This is a genomic window from Flagellimonas rhodophyticola, assembly GCF_049332665.1.
Classification (GTDB): Bacteria; Bacteroidota; Bacteroidia; order Flavobacteriales; family Flavobacteriaceae; genus Flagellimonas.
The window spans coordinates 3522239-3537723 of sequence record NZ_CP186326.1 but is presented as its reverse complement, the minus strand read 5'-3'; the positions used below and the strand labels follow the sequence as shown (position 1 = coordinate 3537723).

Below are 15485 nucleotides of genomic sequence, written 5' to 3'. Positions count from 1 at the left end.
CAGAAATGGCTGGCATAATAAGAAATAAAATAGCTTGGTTCATATTTGCCTTTTTGGCAATAGGGGTGGGGCTTTATCCCTTAGTGTATTGGATAGTAACCGAACCTTTTGGTCTGTTGCAAAGTAAAACAACCGAATTATTATCCGATCAGCTCTGGAGTATTGCTTTTTATGGACATATAAGCTTTGGAGGTCTTGCTCTACTTACCGGATGGTCACAATTCAGTAAAAAAATAAGGAAAAGGAGCCTAAAACTTCATAGAAACTTAGGTAAGATATATGTTCTGACAGCCTTGATTAGTGGGCTATGTGCAATCTATATCGGTTTTTTTGCCACTGGAGGTACGGTTTCGGCTTTAGGATTCCTCAGTTTGGGAGTAATATGGTTGTATACCACGGTGAGAGCTTACAAAGCCATTCGTGTAAAAGATTTGCAATTACATCAAGGCATGATGATTTACAGTTATGCCGCCTGCTTTGCCGCTGTAACTCTACGTATTTGGCTGCCACTTTTGACAATGGCTTTTGGAGAATTCTTAATTGCATACAAAATAGTTGCATGGCTTTGTTGGGTGCCAAACATGATTTTCGCCTATTTCTGGGTCAGAAAAAAAGGATTGACACTGGCATAAAATTATTGCGCGAAAAGTTGTCCCATATCCTTGAAGGCCTTGAATTCTAGAGCATTCCCTGCTGGATCAAGAAAAAACATGGTAGCTTGCTCTCCAACCTCACCCTCAAATCTGATATAGGGTTCAATAACAAATTCAACTCCTTTTGCCACTAATTCTTTTGAAAAAGACTGAAAAATATCCCATGGTAATACCACTCCATAATGCGGAACGGGAACATTCTTACCATCTACCGCGTTGGTGTGCAGGGTTTCCTCTGATTTTGGTTTATAATGAATGACCAATTGATGTCCAAAAAGGTTAAAATCGACCCAGTGGTCGCTACTTCTACCTTCTTCGCAACCTAATATTTCACGATAAAAACTACGACATTCGGCCAGATTATGAACCGGAATGGCAATATGGAAAGGAGTAATGGTCTGCATAAGGATAGATGATTACTGTATTCACAAAATTAATAAATTGATTTTGGGATTTTTTAGAATAACACCAGATAATTCTTTACAAAACAGCATTCGTGGTTTATGTTGTGTTGATGGTATAAAAAAATTCCTACCACGGGCAAATGTGATTATCTTTAATAACTGACAACATAACTAATTAAATAGCAACTAAAATGAAAAAAATCGCGATTCTGGTATCGTTTATTATTATTAGTTCTTGTAAAGTAGCGCAAAAGACAGAGGTCAAAAAAGAAGCAATAGTAGAAACCAATCCAGAGACGAATGAATGGGTGTATCTTTTCGATGGTTCAACTACCAAAGGGTGGAGAGCATATAATGGTGATTCCTTGCCACCAGGATGGACTATTAAGGACAGCACGCTAACCTTCGATACCGCGTTGGGATTGGAGCAAGATTATGAAGGAGGCACAGATATTATCTATGGCGCAGAGGAGTTTGACAATTTTGAGTTGTATTTAGAATGGAAAATACCCGAAGGAGGCAATAGTGGTATCTTCTATCATGTGAAGGAGGGATATGATGGTCCTCCTGTAGTTTCTCCAGAATATCAGCTTATAGATGATGAGAATTATGCCAGAATCCATAATTTGACTGATTATAACTCTCAGTTTGGGGCTAAAAATCCAGAAGTGTTGCAGGACTGGCAAAAGACCGGTGCTGATTATGCTATGCACGTTGCCGATGAATCCCAAAAGGAATTAAATCCCGTTGGGGAATGGAATTCCTCCAGGATTGTTTTTACCCCGGAAAAAGTGGAACATTGGCTCAATGGTAAAAAGCTGTTGGAGTTTCAACCATGGTCAGAGGATTGGAACAAAAAGAAAAATTCAGGAAAGTGGGACAATGCTCCCGATTACGGAAAATTCAAAAAGGGTTTCATAGCATTGCAGGATCATTCAAGTCCTATTTGGTTCAAGAATATAAAAATAAGAAGGCTATAGAACTAGTAAAGGAAGGGTCACAGCCAAAAGTTACAGTAGAAAAAATAATTTTTAAGATAATAGTATGAGTAAGAAGATGTCAAATCAAGATAGGAGGGATTTTTTAAAGAAAAGTGGTGTGGGCGCCCTCGGTTTGCTGGCCGCACCTTCCGTTCTTAGTGCCAATGAAAAGTTGAGAACGATAAAACCTGATGGCAGGATAAGAACAGCTCATATTGGGGTGGCCAATATGGGAGCTGCAGATCTAAATGACATATCATCGCACTCACAGGTTGATGTGGTGGCACTTTGCGATGTAGATGCAATCAACTTATCCACGGCACGCAAGCAACACCCGAAGGCTCGAGTGTTTTTTGACTATCGTGTGATGTTGGATGAAATGGCCGATGAAATTGATGCGGTAATTGTATCTACACCGGACCATACCCATGCACCGGCCTCATTGATGGCTATGGAAATGGACAAGCATGTCTATTGCCAAAAACCGCTGACTCATTATGTTTCTGAATCTCGGGCCATGAAGAAGGTGGCCCAAGACAAGGGTCTGGTTACCCAAATGGGTATACAGGTACATTCTTTTTACGATTATAAATTGGCCACATTGTTGATACAGGATGGTATAATTGGAAAAGTACATACGGTGCATGCTTGGAGTCCAAAATCTTGGGGATATAATGGAGCTGAGCCAGAAGGAGAAGACGCTGTACCTGCACAACTCGACTGGAACCTTTGGTTGGGCACTTCGGCAGAGCGTCCTTATAAGGAAGGATATTACCACCCAGGAAACTGGAGAAAACTTATGGATTATGGATGCGGTACTTTAGGTGATATGGGCGTTCATATTTTCGACACACCTTATAATGCATTAAACCTTGATGTTCCCAAGACCATTATAAATGAATGCCGCGAGCCGAACGGTTATGGGTATCCAGAAAACAATACCGTTACATACGAATTCCCAGGAACGGAATACACAGACAAATCATTAAAGTGGATTTGGTATGACGGTCCAGGAATGCCTCCTGCCCATGAAGATTTGGTGCTTCCGGGCGCAAAGGGTGGGGTAAACACCAAAAAGAAAGCTTCCAAAACAGACATTTCCCTGGATGCTAAAGTTGCGAATGCAGGAGAACTTCCAGAACAGGGGGCTATGTTTGTGGGAACAAAGGGACGCTTGCTCCTACCTCATTTTATGCAATTGCCAAGAAAGATTGTAAGAGGCAAATATGTCGATATTTCCAAAGACATTGCCAAGCATAACTTAGGAGAACCTGTCAGAAACTACGCTAGTGAAGGACCCAAACACTATCATCAATTTATCGACGCCTGCTTAGGCAAGGACAAATGTACTGCTCCTTTTGAGTATGCTGCCCGTTTGACGGAAACCATTCTCCTGGGTGTTATAGCGGGACGTTTCCCGAATAAAACGCTGCATTGGGATAGTGAAAATGCCAAGTTTGCAGAAGAAGAAGCCAATCAATATTTGCAAGGAGAATATAGAAAATTCTAGTTTCTCCATCTTAACGAGTACTCTTAAAATCCCTAATGCAAAAAGCGCTAGGGATTTTTTTTGAATGGGTTATGCCAAAAGAAAATTAATGATTTCATCATTAACTTCTTCCTGGTGCATGGAGTGTCCTAAACCTTGAGTAGTTACCAGTTTACTTCCTTTCCAATTAGCGTGGACTTGTTCAGAGGCATGATAGGGGGCGACAAGATCTAAACAATCATGAAATAAGAGTCCCTTTTTGGTGTTGGATTTCGCAAATTGGGAAGTAGAAAAATCATGAATTTTAAAACCAAACCTGTCTTGGATGTAATTATCGATAATACCCATAAAGCGATTGCTAAACCTTAGGATGTTTTGAGAATGCTCCATAATTTCATGGAATTCGGAGGGAGAACCAATAGTGACAATTTTTTCTACGGCTGGATTAGGATTTTTATATTCATTGTACATTAAGGTCATTCCACCGACGGAATGCCCAACCAAGTACTTTGGGTTGTATTTTTTTACCATGTAATGCACTGCTTCTTCATAAAGCGGCACATACAAAAGTTTACCCGAGGAATGTCCGTGCGAAGGAGCATCAAAAGCAATAATATTGAAATTGGCTTCTTGAAGTTTTTTAATCAGATTTCGCCAACGGAAAGTGTTGCTTTCCCAGCCGTGCACCAAGAGCACGGTTTCACCATTTCCTGGCCAATGATAGGTCTGCAATTGATGATTCGCAACCTGTTCAACTACATTCTTGCTTTTTTCCAGATAATCTGCCTGTTGGGGCTGTACCCTACCTTTTCTTATCGTACATAATAGATTAAATGCCCTATGGGCAGTTTTTTTAGGAAAAAAGAGAGAATTAAGGTTAAAATATTGCCCATAAGCTAGGGGAAGTATTTTTGCGATCACTTTTTTCATATGGTTACTTTTTGTAACTTACTTTTTATTAGAAACTAAAATTACATATTCATTTTAGAAGAAAAAAGAAGTCACCTCTCCAAAACCAAGTATAAAAATGGAAACTGTTACTGAAAATCAGCAGGTTAGAATGGCAAAAAAATTGCAAAAAATGTTTGGCCATATTGATTACAAGAATCCACCTGAACTTTGTCCTGTTCGAGATGTAATGTCTGTAGCTTCAGACCAGTGGAGTACACTTATCATTTTATGGTTGGGGTATTTTCCCGTTTTACGTTTTAATAAATTGAAGAAATTTGTCTATGGCATTTCGAGTAAAGTGTTGAGCCAACGGTTAAAAGTCTTGGAAGCAGATGGATATATCTCAAGAAAAGTCTATGCTGAAGTACCCATTCGCGTGGAATATAGCCTTACCGATTTTGGACAGTCCTACGTTGAACGACTTCTGGAACTAACAGAGTGGATGCAAACAAACAGTCCTAAGGTGCTTGCCAATCGGGAAAAATATGGATTAATTTAATCCATTAGTCTATTCCAAATGTCGATATACATTTGCCAAGAACCTGATGTCTTTTTCCAAACCACGACATATTTTCCCTTCCATGTAGAAACCGATTCTTTCCCTTTCTGACTGGTGCCACGGTAATACCCATAATCGTAAGCATAATCTCCGATAATGTTTATTTCTGAAGCGTCCATGCTATGTGAGAGTACCTTGGTTTCCTTTCCCATTTCCCAACGCGCTTTGATGGCTTCACGACCATCAACTATGGACACTCCTGGGGGAATTAGTTTGGCATCATCTGTATAAATATTGCCCATTTCATCAAAATTTTGGGCTATAAACGCTTTTGAAAAATTTCGGGACGCCGTAACTATTTTGTTCTTTTCCTCTTCATCTGTTTGGGAAGTCTTGCCGTTAGAGCAATCAATTTTCCAAGTAGGGAATACTACCTGTTCCGTTTTGTCTACCCATTCACCGACCCATTTAAATCCTTTTTCATCAATATCATAAAAAGAGAGCCGGAAAAACCCATCTGTTCCATTCGGTGCCTTTTGTTCGCGGTAGAGTATAATTTTACCTTCCTCGGTTTTGTTGCCTTCCCATGTTGAAAGTCTAGTAGATGGGGCACCTGAGCTATAATAATGCACATACCATTTTGTGCTGTCGGGAATAAACTGACGAATACTTCCGGAATGCCTGCCATCCTTTTTTAGCGTTTCATCCTGGACCCCCATTCCATTCATTATATATTTAAACCGCCAGACCATGTCAATGGGTTCCGCCCAGGTTTGATCCGCTTTTAGACTGTACGATTTGCAATTACATTCTCCGATCAATGGAGCAAAATCCATGATTTCTTTCGGGGCCTCAGGATTGGGAAGACCAAAAGGATGCTCGGATGAAGGTTCAAAATCGTATTGTGCAAAGGAGAGAACTGGTACTAAAAGAAAAAGGAAAGCTATCTTCATTGGGTTGGTTTTGCCCTGAAATTACCCAAATGGTCGCTCTCTTTAAACCTCTTTAGGAATTAATTAACAGGCACTACTCCCAGCCGAGCATTAGATATTTAATTTTAGCAGTAGGCGGAATTTGAACGGCTTCAACTTTAGAGGTAGTATATCTCAAATTGGAAGGCAACTCTTCCTTATCAATGGTAAAATACAGATTACTTTCTTTTGGAAAGATGACAATACTATTGATTGTGGTAACAATTTTCTTGATGGAATAGTTTTCTTGGATATCCTGAAAGGTACTATTAAGTCCAATACCCTTGTCAGTCTTATAGCGATTGTCAAAAATGCGAATATTCTCGATTGTTGGAATGCTATCCGAACTTGAGGTTAGGGTCAATAAATGTTTTCCGTTCTTTTGATAGATTTTAATTTTTCCAGAGTCAGAACTGGCCGTATCCTTTGAGATAGAATCTTGGGCAAAAACCTGATTTAAATTAGCAACGGTAGTCTCGCTTAAAAGAGAGCCCACAGACTTCTCCGTTATCAAAAAAGTGGTGTCCTTTTCTCCACATCCAATTATTAACAGACAAATACCAAGAGCCAGGCCTAATTTCTTCATATACTTTTTCTATCGTATAACTTTTTTTAATACACCCAACACACCACGAATAAATGTGGCACTGGTGAGCACTTTTACTACAGGATTCATTCGGGTACTTCTTCGTGTAGAGGAGCTTTTTCGTGAAGAGGTTTTTCGTTTTTCTTCCCGTTCTTTTTCTTTCTCGGCCTCTTTTTCGGCTTTTTCGATTTTCTCATTCAGGATTTCATAAGCACTTTCTCGGTCAATATCCTCATTGTATTTTTTAATGAGTTTTGACTTGCCCAAAGCCTCCTTGAGTTCAGCTTCGGTAAGCACGTCCATTCGACTCATAGGAGCCCGAAGTAGGGTTGCTGCCAAAGGTGTTGGTCGTCCCTTTTCATCCAATGCAGAAATTAAAGCCTCACCGATTCCTAAAGAAGTCAGTACTTCTTTGGTGTCATAAAACTCTGAATCAGGATAATTCTCTGCTGTCAGTTTTATGGCCTTTCTGTCCTTTGCAGTAAATGCTCTGAGCGCATGCTGTACTTTTAAACCTAATTGTGCCAAAACATCATCTGGCACGTCGGTAGGGTTTTGAGTGACAAAGTATAGGCCAATGCCTTTGGAACGTATCAATTTGACAATGCTTTCGATTTGGTCCAATAGAGCTTTGGATGCTTCTTTAAAAATTAAATGTGCCTCATCAATAAATAGTATTAATTCCGGTCTGTCACTATCCCCTTGTTCTGGGAATGTGGCATATATCTCCGCCAGGAGGCTCAACATAAAAGTTGAGAACAGTTTAGGTCTGTCCTGAATATCGGTCAATCGAATAATGTTGATATAACCTCGTCCATTTTCATCGATTCGCACCAAATCATCCACATCAAAGGACTTTTCTCCAAAGAAAAGGTCAGCGCCTTGCTGCTCCAATTCTATGATTTTCCTTAAAATAGTTCCAGTAGAACTCGTGGAAATTCGACCATAAGCATCCTGAAATTCCTTTTTTCCTTCTCCTGTGGCATATTGCAGCACTTTTTTGAAGTCTTTTAAATCTAAAAGAGGGAGTTTATTATCGTCGCAATATTTGAAAACCACTGCAACAATGCCTTCTTGGGTTACCGAAAGGTCCAAGATTCTTGATAATAGTACAGGCCCAAACTCGGACACTGTTGCTCGCAATCGCACCCCATCTTGTTCTGAAAGCGATAAAATCTCAACGGGAAAACCTTTTGCCTCAAATGGAAGTCCAATTTTCTCATGTCGTTCATCAATCTTTGGATGTCCCGGACTAGGTTGTGCAATACCACTTAGGTCACCTTTGAGGTCCATTAACAAAACGGGAATCCCTTTTTCTGAAAGATTTTCAGAAATTACTTGTAGTGTTTTTGTCTTTCCAGTACCCGTTGCACCTGCAATAAGTCCATGCCTATTGAGTGTCTTTAGTGGAACTTTAATAAAAGCTTCCGTTACAGCCTCTCCATTGAGCATTCCTGCCCCCATGGTAATATAATCGCCTTTGGTGGCATAGCCCTTCTCAATATGCTCAAAGAATTTATCGGTAGTGCTCATGGAATTCAATTTGCGATAAAAATAGGGTTATTTTAAACAATTCTGAAACAGCAAACAGAAACAACTTCTTGTGGTTGTAAAGTAATTCAACCATCCAACGTATCTTTGCGCCATGGTTTCAGAACAGATATCGGATTTGGTGGAAAAGGGGCTTATGCTTCCTTTAATGGAGGAGTTTTATACCATTCAAGGCGAAGGCTATCACAAAGGAACCGCCGCCTATTTTGTTCGCATTGGAGGTTGTGATGTGGGTTGTCATTGGTGTGATGTAAAGGAAAGTTGGGATGCTGAAACCCATCCACCTACAGCTATTGAGAATATCGTGGATAATGCTGTCAAATATTCCAATACTATTGTGATAACCGGGGGAGAACCGTTGATGTGGGATATGGGACCTCTTACCGCAAGCTTGAAAGCGAAGAATTTAAAAATTCACATAGAAACCTCAGGTGCCTATCCATTGACAGGAAGCTGGGACTGGATTTGTTTATCACCAAAAAAAAATAAACTTCCGGAAGAAGAAATCTACGAGGTTGCGCATGAATTAAAGGTAATCGTGTACAACAAACACGATCTAATTTTTGCAGAGGAACAAGCAGCGAAGGTCAATGAAAATTGCATCCTCTATCTTCAGCCTGAATGGAGTGTGAGGGAGAAAATGATTCCTCTTATAGTAGATTATGTAATGCAACATCCAAAATGGATAGTGTCTTTACAGACCCATAAATATTTGAATATACCTTAAGAGCTTTATCTACCTCCGTTGTTTTGAAGATCTAAAACGCATTCAGAGTCTAAAACAGGCACTACAGGAAGTCCTTTTGAGACTTGTTGTTGCAATAATTTCATCATGCCCATCCCAGATAAATGACACGCCGATTGTAGTTCACTTTTTGAGATTAAACTAGAACTCTTATTCGTTGCTCCGAATTGTAGTTCTGCACGCATTAAACAACCTTGAACATTGCAATGATTTTCGGCATCAGGGTCTTCATGGTTATTTACTGCTGGGGTCCCTAGGTTCACTAAACCGAACAAATGTCCAAACTCATGGTTTAAGGTAGCACTTTCTATATCTGTAACAGAGACCAAATTGCTTTGACCAGCTAAGTTCCTTATGGTAGATTCATAGATGATCATGGAAGTGTTTCTGTATACAGCTCCTAATGTTACTAGACCCTCATTTTCATCATCATCATCCGAGGGGGCGTTAGCAAAATAAATATAAATAGCCAGGGTATTTCCGCTATTGTATGCGGTGCGGTTGTCACTCTCCAAATCTGCAATTTCCTGAAGAGTCAAAGTTTCTTCACCAGGAGAAGGTAATGCATTGAAGGTAAATTCGATATCTGTTTTAAAAGTCCTTTCCCTAAGGAAGGCTTCAAAATTGTCCATGGTGGCATCCGTAGGCCTAAAACCATTGACATGAGCTACTTCAATAAGCAATCTATCAAAATTGGCATTGCCCAGAATGTCACTGGCCGAAGCTCCGGTCGCTAAAAGATTGGCCGATTTATCAACACTTGTAGGTCCAGGAGTATCATCTGAACTTTTGGAACAAGACCAAACCAAGGTTATACCAAGAAGGGTATATAGTAAGATTTTCTTTTTCATGCTAAAATGCTATTTAAATAGAACGCTCAATACCAGGTTCTATTATTCTTTTATTGACAATTTGGCTAAATAGTCGTAATGCTCACCGGATATTACAATTTCACAATTTAAATTGTTTGCTTCGCAGGCATTTTTCAATGTGTTGTAATCAAGGTAAAGCCATGCAAAAGGTAAACCTTTTTGGCCTTTATATTCCATTTGAAACTGCACTTCCCCATAATATTGAGCGTTGTCTGGAATCCAATACCCGCCATCCTCATCTTGTTCGAACATGTAGATTATATCACTGGAATCCAATAAAATCTGCCCCTTCGGAAGCAATAATGATTTCAAATGTTTCAAAAACCCATCAATGGCACTAAGTTTTCCTGCCAATCCTATGCCATTCATAAGTAGCAATAGGGTATCAAACTTATCCCGTGAAAAATCAAGAATAGATGATTTGACAGTGGATTTTAGCCCTCTTTGATTGCATACTGCGATGGCGCCTTCGGATGCGTCCAAAGCGGTCACATCGAACCCTTTGTTTTGAAGATAAAGACTATGATTTCCAGCTCCGCTGCCGATGTCAAGAACTTTTCCTTTTGTTATTTGAAGCGCTTTTTGTTCTAAAATGGGCATTTCCTTAAAACTTCGGAATAAATAGGGAAGCGGCAGGCTATCTTCTTCGTCCAACGACGAATAGGTTTTTATATCCTCGGTGTAGTTTCCTGAGTGATAATCCAACAACGCCTTACCTAAAATATCTGCCATATGGTACAAATGGTGATGCAAAAATGGGACTTTAATTATACATAAAGGTTTAAATAGCTACAGTTTTTTATGTTTGTTGTATGGAAGAAGAACTGGCGCAATTACCCAAAAAAGCAAAGGAAAAGCATGCGGAAAACAAGAAGTTTTTCGCAAAGTTGAAAAAAAGACCGCCAAAAAAGCTGGATTATATTATGCGGGAATTGCATGATGAAGAGTTCGAGCGGACAGACTGCTTAACCTGTGCCAACTGCTGCAAAACAACGGGACCACTTTTTACGAATTCGGATATTGAACGCATTGCCAAACACCTCAGATTAAAACCTTCACAATTTATTGCGCAATATTTAAGGGTCGATGAAGAAAATGATTATGTGTTACAGCAGGTGCCTTGTGCCTTTTTGGGAAGTGATAACTATTGTTCCATCTACGATGTGAGGCCAAAGGCATGTCGTGAATTTCCGCATACAGACCGAAAAAAGTTCCATCAAATTAGCAATATAACCTTAAAAAATGTGGCTATTTGCCCTGCTGCTTTTCGAATTGTGGAAGAAATGAAGCGTAGAATCAAACTTTAATGATTTCTTATATTTGGGAATATGGAACAGCTAATGACCTACTTTGAAACTATTCCCTCCTTGCATCGAAGCCTTATTTTGGTGGGGGGAATTACTTTTTTTTGGATTTTGGAAGGTATTGTGCCCCTTTTCAATATTCCCTACAAGAAATGGAGGCATTCCGTTCCGAATTTCTTTTTTACGTTGACAACGATTTTGGTGAATTTCCCTTTAGCATTTTTGCTTCTAAAAACTTCCGATTGGAGCATAGCCAACGATTTTGGAATCATCAATTGGTTGCCTCAAATGCCCTTGTGGCTCTATGTGGTGCTGGGCGTGATGTTTCTCGATTTAATTGGCGCTTATACGGCCCATTGGGTAGAACATAAGGTTAAACCCCTTTGGATGGTTCATCTAGTGCACCATTCAGATCATAATGTGGACACGACAACAGCTAACCGTCACCATCCGCTGGAAAGTTTGATTAGATATACATTCACGCTTATAGGTGTTTTGATCGTAGGCGCTCCGATTGGAATAATAATGTTGTACCAAAGCATGTCCGTAGTGCTGTCACAATTCAATCACGCCAACATCAAACTTTCCAAAAAACTGGATAATGCAATAAGCTGGATTATTGTAAGCCCGGATATGCACAAAGTACATCATCATTATAAATTGCCATATACCGACTCTAATTATGGGAATATTTTCTCTATTTGGGATAGGCTTTTTGGGACTTATATGTCAATGGATACAGAGAAAATAGTCTACGGAGTGGATACCTTTCCGGATGAAAAAGAAAATAGTAGCATTATTAGCTTACTTAAACAGCCGTTTCATAAATATCGGAAGCCAACAACTGAAGACTAGTCGTAAACAAGATATTTTTTTCGGATTTTTTTAAAGTTTTCTAGTTCCGTTTGCCAGGTTTTCCTAATCTCTTCTTCAGTTATGCCAGATTCAATCTGCTTTTGCAACTCAGTTGTGCCGGCATGTTTGGTAAAGGAATTGGTCTTAAAGAATTTTGATTTATCCAACGAATGGGTATATGCATCAATCAACCATTGAAGGGAAACAACGTTCATTCTTTTAACTTTTGAAAGGTCTTCTCCAAAGCAGTTTTTACCTTCCTCTTTCGGGTATTTCGACCCAAAATTAGGTTCTGGAACATAACTAAAATCGTATGCGGTACTATCTAAAAATGATGCCCCATAGCGCTGAAACTGGAATTCCGTGCCACGTCCCGCGTTCACATTAGTGCCTTCAAAAAGACCTAAGCTTGGATATAGCGTAATTGAGACATCATTCGGTAGATTCGGAGAAGGTCTTATCGGTAAATGATATGGTGAATTATGCGTGTAATTCTTAAGTTGAATTATGGTCAGATTAGCTTTTTTTCCTCCTTTCAACCACTTCTCCCCATTAATCATCTGAGCGTATTCGCCAATGGTCATTCCATACACGAGAGGAATTTTAGTCATTCCTAAAAATCCGGTATGCTCATTTTTCATAGTAGGACCACCTACATAATGTCCATTCGGATTGGGTCGGTCTAGGACCAAAACAGGAATGTTGCCCTCAGCACAGGCCTCCATTACCAGTTGTAAAGTGGCGATATAAGTGTAAAATCGAACTCCGACATCTTGAATATCAAAGACCATGATATCTAAACCATCCAGTTGCTTTGCAGTAGGTTTTTTGTTTTTTCCATGAAGTGAAAAAATGGGAAGTCCCGTTTTGGCATCCATGCTATCTTTTACATGTTCGCCCGCATCAGCTTTTCCACGAAAGCCATGCTCTGGTGCAAAAACTTTTACCATATTCACATTGAGTGAGAGCAATGAATCCACAAGATGGGTATGTCCGCTATTTTTTTTGAAGATGACACTCGTTTGGTTGGCGACAACTCCGACTTTTTTTCCTTGAAGTTCTTTAAGATAGAGTTCTGTTCTATTGGCTCCGACAATAATTGGTACGATTGTATCGGTTTTTACATTTTCCGTGATGGGGTTATTGGATTTTTCTTGTCCTCTACATGACGAGAACAGTAAAACCAACAATAAAACTGTACTTTTGAATATAGATAAAATGGGCATTCGTTGAATTTAGAATTGTTTATTGCCAAACGCCTGATTACAGGGAAGGAGCATAAAATTAGTATTTCCGCACCTATAATAAAAATTGCCATTGCAGCTATTGCTATTGGCATTGTAATGATGCTCATTGCCATTGCCACCGGAGTAGGCTTAAAGCATAAGATTCGGGAAAAAGTTGCTGCCTTTAATGGCCATATTCAAATCTCAAACTATGATAACAACACTTCGGAAGTTTCGGTGACCCCGGTTTCTATAGAACAGGATTTTTACCCGAAATTTGAAGATGTAGAAGGCATTTCCCACGTCCAGGCTGTCGCCACCAAAGGTGGGATAATCAGAACTACGGATACTTTTGAAGGAATGCTGGCCAAAGGAGTTGGTAAAGACTACAATTGGACGTTTTTTGAAGAATATCTTGTTGATGGCAGATTACCAGATTATTCTGAAAAACTAAACGATGAAGTTCTGATTTCCAAAATCAAGGCTAATCTTCTGAATTTGAAGGTTGGAGATTCTTTTTTTGCCATTTTTCTCAAGGAAAATGACCCTTCTAAGCCACCCAATAATAGAAAGTTTAATGTAGTTGGTATTTATGACAGCGGTTTCGAGGAATTTGACAGGGATATCATTTTTGTGGACCTACGCCATATTCAACGCATGAATAAATGGGACTCCAACGAAATTGGAAATTTTGAGGTCTTTGTTGAAGATTTTGACCGAATGGAGGCAAAAAGCAATGAAATTTATGGTAAAACACTTTCCAGCTTAGATACACAAAACATTAAGAGTAAATACTTCCGCATATTCGAGTGGATTGGATTATTCGACTTCAATATTGCTCTCATAATTGGAATCATGATTATTGTGGGAGGCATAAATATGATTACTGCCTTATTGGTGTTGATTTTGGAAAGAACTCAAATGATTGGTGTTTTAAAAGCGCTTGGTTCTGAAAACTGGAGTATTCGAAAGGTGTTTTTGTACAATGCCGGATATCTGATTGCAATCGGCTTACTTTGGGGCAATGGTATTGGATTGGCCCTGCTTTATCTTCAAGATAAATTTCGAATCTTTAAATTCCCGAATCCAGAGGAGTATTACATCGAATATATTCCTATTCATATTGACATACCTACGGTACTCATGTTGAACTTGGGCGTAATGCTTTTATGTCTGTTGATGTTGCTGTTGCCGTCCTACATTATTACCAAAATAACCCCGGTTAAGGCTATTAAGTTTGAGTAAATTGACATTTCCGTAACAAAGTGGAGGAAATGCTCAATTTTTTATTCATCTACAATGACATACGTTCAATTTTCCGAACTCCTATCACCGTTTGTTTAATGGATGTCCAAAAATCCAATCCCAGCAAAATTCAATAGTCCAAAAGTTTACCTTTGCAACGATTATGAAATACGCTGAAAATATTCTTGAGACCATCGGAAATACCCCGTTGGTAAAACTCAACAAGCTTACGGCCGACTTGCCTTGTTTGGTGTTGGCCAAATATGAGACTTTTAACCCTGGAAACTCAGTAAAAGACCGAATGGCCCTTCAAATGGTTGAAGATGCGGAGGCATCTGGACTATTAAAACCTGGTGGGACTATTATTGAAGGAACTTCAGGGAACACGGGAATGGGGTTGGCTCTTGCCGCCGTCGTTAAAGGGTATAGAATGATCTGTGTTATCAGTGATAAGCAGTCTAAAGAAAAAATAGACATCTTAAAAGCAGTTGGTAGCGAAGTACATGTATGTCCTACAGATGTAGCGCCTGATGACCCAAGAAGTTATTATTCAACCGCTCGACGATTGTCCACAGAAATTCCAAATTCATGGTATGTAAACCAATATGACAATCCAAGTAATACCAAGGCTCATTATCTAAGCACCGGACCTGAAATTTGGAATCAGACCGATGGTAAAGTCACGCATTTTGTGGTTGGCGTAGGAACAGGTGGTACCGTTTCTGGTGTGGGAACCTATCTTAAAGAGCAAAACCCTAACATCAAAGTTTGGGGTATCGATACCTATGGTTCGGTATTTAAAAAGTATCATGAAACTGGGATTTTCGATGAAAATGAAATTTACCCATATGTTACCGAGGGAATCGGGGAGGATATTCTTCCGAAAAATGTCAACTTCGATGTTATAGACGGCTTTACCAAGGTAACAGACAAAGATGCAGCTGTTTATACTCAACGTTTGGCCAAGGAAGAGGGCATGTTTTTGGGTAATTCTGCAGGGGCGGCAATAAAGGGACTCCTTCAGTTAAAAGAGCAATTCACCAAAGATGATGTTGTTGTAGTACTTTTCCATGATCATGGAAGCAGATACGTTGGCAAAATGTTCAATGATGAGTGGATGCAACAAATGGGTTACATCGATTAGATTTGGTAAA

General features: G+C 39.5%; 17 protein-coding genes. 9 read left to right on the top strand and 8 right to left on the bottom strand.

The window, feature by feature from the left end:
* Positions 1-5: 5 nt before the first annotated feature.
* Complete coding sequence (locus ACOKFG_RS15905; RefSeq protein ID WP_299486366.1) at positions 6-632, top strand: DUF2306 domain-containing protein; 627 nt, start codon at positions 6-8, stop codon at positions 630-632.
* 2 nt (positions 633-634) lie between these two features.
* Here ACOKFG_RS15905 and ACOKFG_RS15900 read toward each other — a convergent pair whose 3' ends face one another.
* A complete protein-coding gene (locus tag ACOKFG_RS15900) occupies positions 635-1057 on the bottom strand; it encodes a VOC family protein (RefSeq protein ID WP_298791354.1) in 423 nt (140 codons plus the stop codon).
* 191 nt (positions 1058-1248) lie between these two features.
* Here ACOKFG_RS15900 and ACOKFG_RS15895 point away from each other — a divergent pair, with 191 nt between their 5' ends.
* The gene (locus ACOKFG_RS15895; protein ID WP_422861600.1) at positions 1249-2037 is read left to right on the top strand and encodes a 3-keto-disaccharide hydrolase; all 789 of its coding nucleotides are present in this window, start codon (positions 1249-1251) and stop codon (positions 2035-2037) included.
* Positions 2038-2101: 64 nt separating this feature from the next.
* Positions 2102-3547 (top strand): Gfo/Idh/MocA family protein, encoded by a 1446-nt coding sequence (locus ACOKFG_RS15890; RefSeq protein WP_422861599.1) that lies wholly within the window; start codon positions 2102-2104, stop codon positions 3545-3547.
* Positions 3548-3616: 69 nt separating this feature from the next.
* Here ACOKFG_RS15890 and ACOKFG_RS15885 read toward each other — a convergent pair whose 3' ends face one another.
* Positions 3617-4456: an alpha/beta hydrolase gene (locus ACOKFG_RS15885; protein WP_422861598.1), complete on the bottom strand. Its 840-nt coding sequence runs from the start codon at positions 4454-4456 to the stop codon at positions 3617-3619.
* 97 nt (positions 4457-4553) lie between these two features.
* Here ACOKFG_RS15885 and ACOKFG_RS15880 point away from each other — a divergent pair, with 97 nt between their 5' ends.
* Entirely contained in the window at positions 4554-4976 is a 423-nt protein-coding gene (locus ACOKFG_RS15880; RefSeq protein ID WP_299486361.1) for a winged helix-turn-helix transcriptional regulator, read from the top strand.
* Here the strand turns inward: ACOKFG_RS15880 and ACOKFG_RS15875 are convergent.
* From ACOKFG_RS15875 to ACOKFG_RS15865, 3 genes are all read right to left on the bottom strand, one after another.
* Complete coding sequence (locus ACOKFG_RS15875) at positions 4973-5929, bottom strand: DUF4440 domain-containing protein (protein WP_299486359.1); 957 nt, start codon at positions 5927-5929, stop codon at positions 4973-4975. The genes ACOKFG_RS15880 and ACOKFG_RS15875 overlap by 4 nt on opposite strands.
* Before the next feature lie 73 nt (positions 5930-6002).
* On the bottom strand, positions 6003-6533 hold the full coding sequence (locus ACOKFG_RS15870; protein ID WP_422861597.1) for a hypothetical protein: 531 nt from the start codon (positions 6531-6533) through the stop codon (positions 6003-6005).
* Positions 6534-6542: 9 nt separating this feature from the next.
* Entirely contained in the window at positions 6543-8066 is a 1524-nt protein-coding gene (locus tag ACOKFG_RS15865; RefSeq protein WP_422861596.1) for a helicase HerA-like domain-containing protein, read from the bottom strand.
* A gap of 112 nt (positions 8067-8178) precedes the next feature.
* Here ACOKFG_RS15865 and ACOKFG_RS15860 point away from each other — a divergent pair, with 112 nt between their 5' ends.
* A complete protein-coding gene (locus ACOKFG_RS15860) occupies positions 8179-8811 on the top strand; it encodes a 7-carboxy-7-deazaguanine synthase QueE (protein WP_299486353.1) in 633 nt (210 codons plus the stop codon).
* Between the two features lie 5 nt (positions 8812-8816).
* On the opposite strand, the gene ACOKFG_RS15855 is transcribed toward ACOKFG_RS15860, so the two are convergent.
* Together ACOKFG_RS15855 and ACOKFG_RS15850 are read right to left on the bottom strand one after the other, a co-directional pair.
* On the bottom strand, positions 8817-9680 hold the full coding sequence (locus ACOKFG_RS15855; RefSeq protein WP_298791335.1) for a hypothetical protein: 864 nt from the start codon (positions 9678-9680) through the stop codon (positions 8817-8819).
* Positions 9681-9722: 42 nt separating this feature from the next.
* Positions 9723-10433 carry a class I SAM-dependent methyltransferase gene (locus tag ACOKFG_RS15850; protein ID WP_299486350.1) on the bottom strand — a complete coding sequence of 237 codons (711 nt, stop codon included), beginning with the start codon at positions 10431-10433 and terminating at the stop codon, positions 9723-9725.
* A gap of 80 nt (positions 10434-10513) precedes the next feature.
* Between ACOKFG_RS15850 and ACOKFG_RS15845 the strand changes: the two genes are divergently transcribed.
* Complete coding sequence (locus ACOKFG_RS15845) at positions 10514-11008, top strand: YkgJ family cysteine cluster protein (protein WP_299486348.1); 495 nt, start codon at positions 10514-10516, stop codon at positions 11006-11008.
* Positions 11009-11029: 21 nt separating this feature from the next.
* Positions 11030-11860 carry a sterol desaturase family protein gene (locus tag ACOKFG_RS15840; protein WP_299486346.1) on the top strand — a complete coding sequence of 277 codons (831 nt, stop codon included), beginning with the start codon at positions 11030-11032 and terminating at the stop codon, positions 11858-11860.
* Here the strand turns inward: ACOKFG_RS15840 and ACOKFG_RS15835 are convergent.
* Positions 11857-13086, bottom strand: a complete 1230-nt coding sequence (locus ACOKFG_RS15835; protein WP_299486344.1) for a DUF1343 domain-containing protein — start codon at positions 13084-13086, stop codon at positions 11857-11859. The two genes, ACOKFG_RS15840 and ACOKFG_RS15835, sit on opposite strands and share 4 nt — an antisense overlap.
* Positions 13087-13089: 3 nt before the next feature.
* Here ACOKFG_RS15835 and ACOKFG_RS15830 point away from each other — a divergent pair, with 3 nt between their 5' ends.
* Both ACOKFG_RS15830 and ACOKFG_RS15825 read left to right on the top strand, forming a co-directional pair.
* Positions 13090-14331: an FtsX-like permease family protein gene (locus tag ACOKFG_RS15830; RefSeq protein ID WP_299174709.1), complete on the top strand. Its 1242-nt coding sequence runs from the start codon at positions 13090-13092 to the stop codon at positions 14329-14331.
* A 163-nt stretch (positions 14332-14494) separates the two neighbouring features.
* A complete protein-coding gene (locus ACOKFG_RS15825; protein WP_299486342.1) occupies positions 14495-15475 on the top strand; it encodes a pyridoxal-phosphate dependent enzyme in 981 nt (326 codons plus the stop codon).
* Positions 15476-15485: the final 10 nt, after the last annotated feature.

Coding starts and splice junctions, on each gene's coding strand:
- ACOKFG_RS15870 (WP_422861597.1), bottom strand. CDS start 6,533: ATGAAGAAATTAGGCCTGGCTCTTGGTATTTGTCTGTTAATAATTGGA.
- ACOKFG_RS15850 (WP_299486350.1), bottom strand. CDS start 10,433: ATGGCAGATATTTTAGGTAAGGCGTTGTTGGATTATCACTCAGGAAAC.
- ACOKFG_RS15855 (WP_298791335.1), bottom strand. CDS start 9,680: ATGAAAAAGAAAATCTTACTATATACCCTTCTTGGTATAACCTTGGTT.
- ACOKFG_RS15885 (WP_422861598.1), bottom strand. CDS start 4,456: ATGAAAAAAGTGATCGCAAAAATACTTCCCCTAGCTTATGGGCAATAT.
- ACOKFG_RS15905 (WP_299486366.1), top strand. CDS start 6: ATGGCTGGCATAATAAGAAATAAAATAGCTTGGTTCATATTTGCCTTT.
- ACOKFG_RS15835 (WP_299486344.1), bottom strand. CDS start 13,086: ATGCCCATTTTATCTATATTCAAAAGTACAGTTTTATTGTTGGTTTTA.
- ACOKFG_RS15875 (WP_299486359.1), bottom strand. CDS start 5,929: ATGAAGATAGCTTTCCTTTTTCTTTTAGTACCAGTTCTCTCCTTTGCA.
- ACOKFG_RS15900 (WP_298791354.1), bottom strand. CDS start 1,057: ATGCAGACCATTACTCCTTTCCATATTGCCATTCCGGTTCATAATCTG.
- ACOKFG_RS15880 (WP_299486361.1), top strand. CDS start 4,554: ATGGAAACTGTTACTGAAAATCAGCAGGTTAGAATGGCAAAAAAATTG.
- ACOKFG_RS15845 (WP_299486348.1), top strand. CDS start 10,514: ATGGAAGAAGAACTGGCGCAATTACCCAAAAAAGCAAAGGAAAAGCAT.
- ACOKFG_RS15890 (WP_422861599.1), top strand. CDS start 2,102: ATGAGTAAGAAGATGTCAAATCAAGATAGGAGGGATTTTTTAAAGAAA.
- ACOKFG_RS15825 (WP_299486342.1), top strand. CDS start 14,495: ATGAAATACGCTGAAAATATTCTTGAGACCATCGGAAATACCCCGTTG.
- ACOKFG_RS15840 (WP_299486346.1), top strand. CDS start 11,030: ATGGAACAGCTAATGACCTACTTTGAAACTATTCCCTCCTTGCATCGA.
- ACOKFG_RS15860 (WP_299486353.1), top strand. CDS start 8,179: ATGGTTTCAGAACAGATATCGGATTTGGTGGAAAAGGGGCTTATGCTT.
- ACOKFG_RS15865 (WP_422861596.1), bottom strand. CDS start 8,066: ATGAGCACTACCGATAAATTCTTTGAGCATATTGAGAAGGGCTATGCC.
- ACOKFG_RS15895 (WP_422861600.1), top strand. CDS start 1,249: ATGAAAAAAATCGCGATTCTGGTATCGTTTATTATTATTAGTTCTTGT.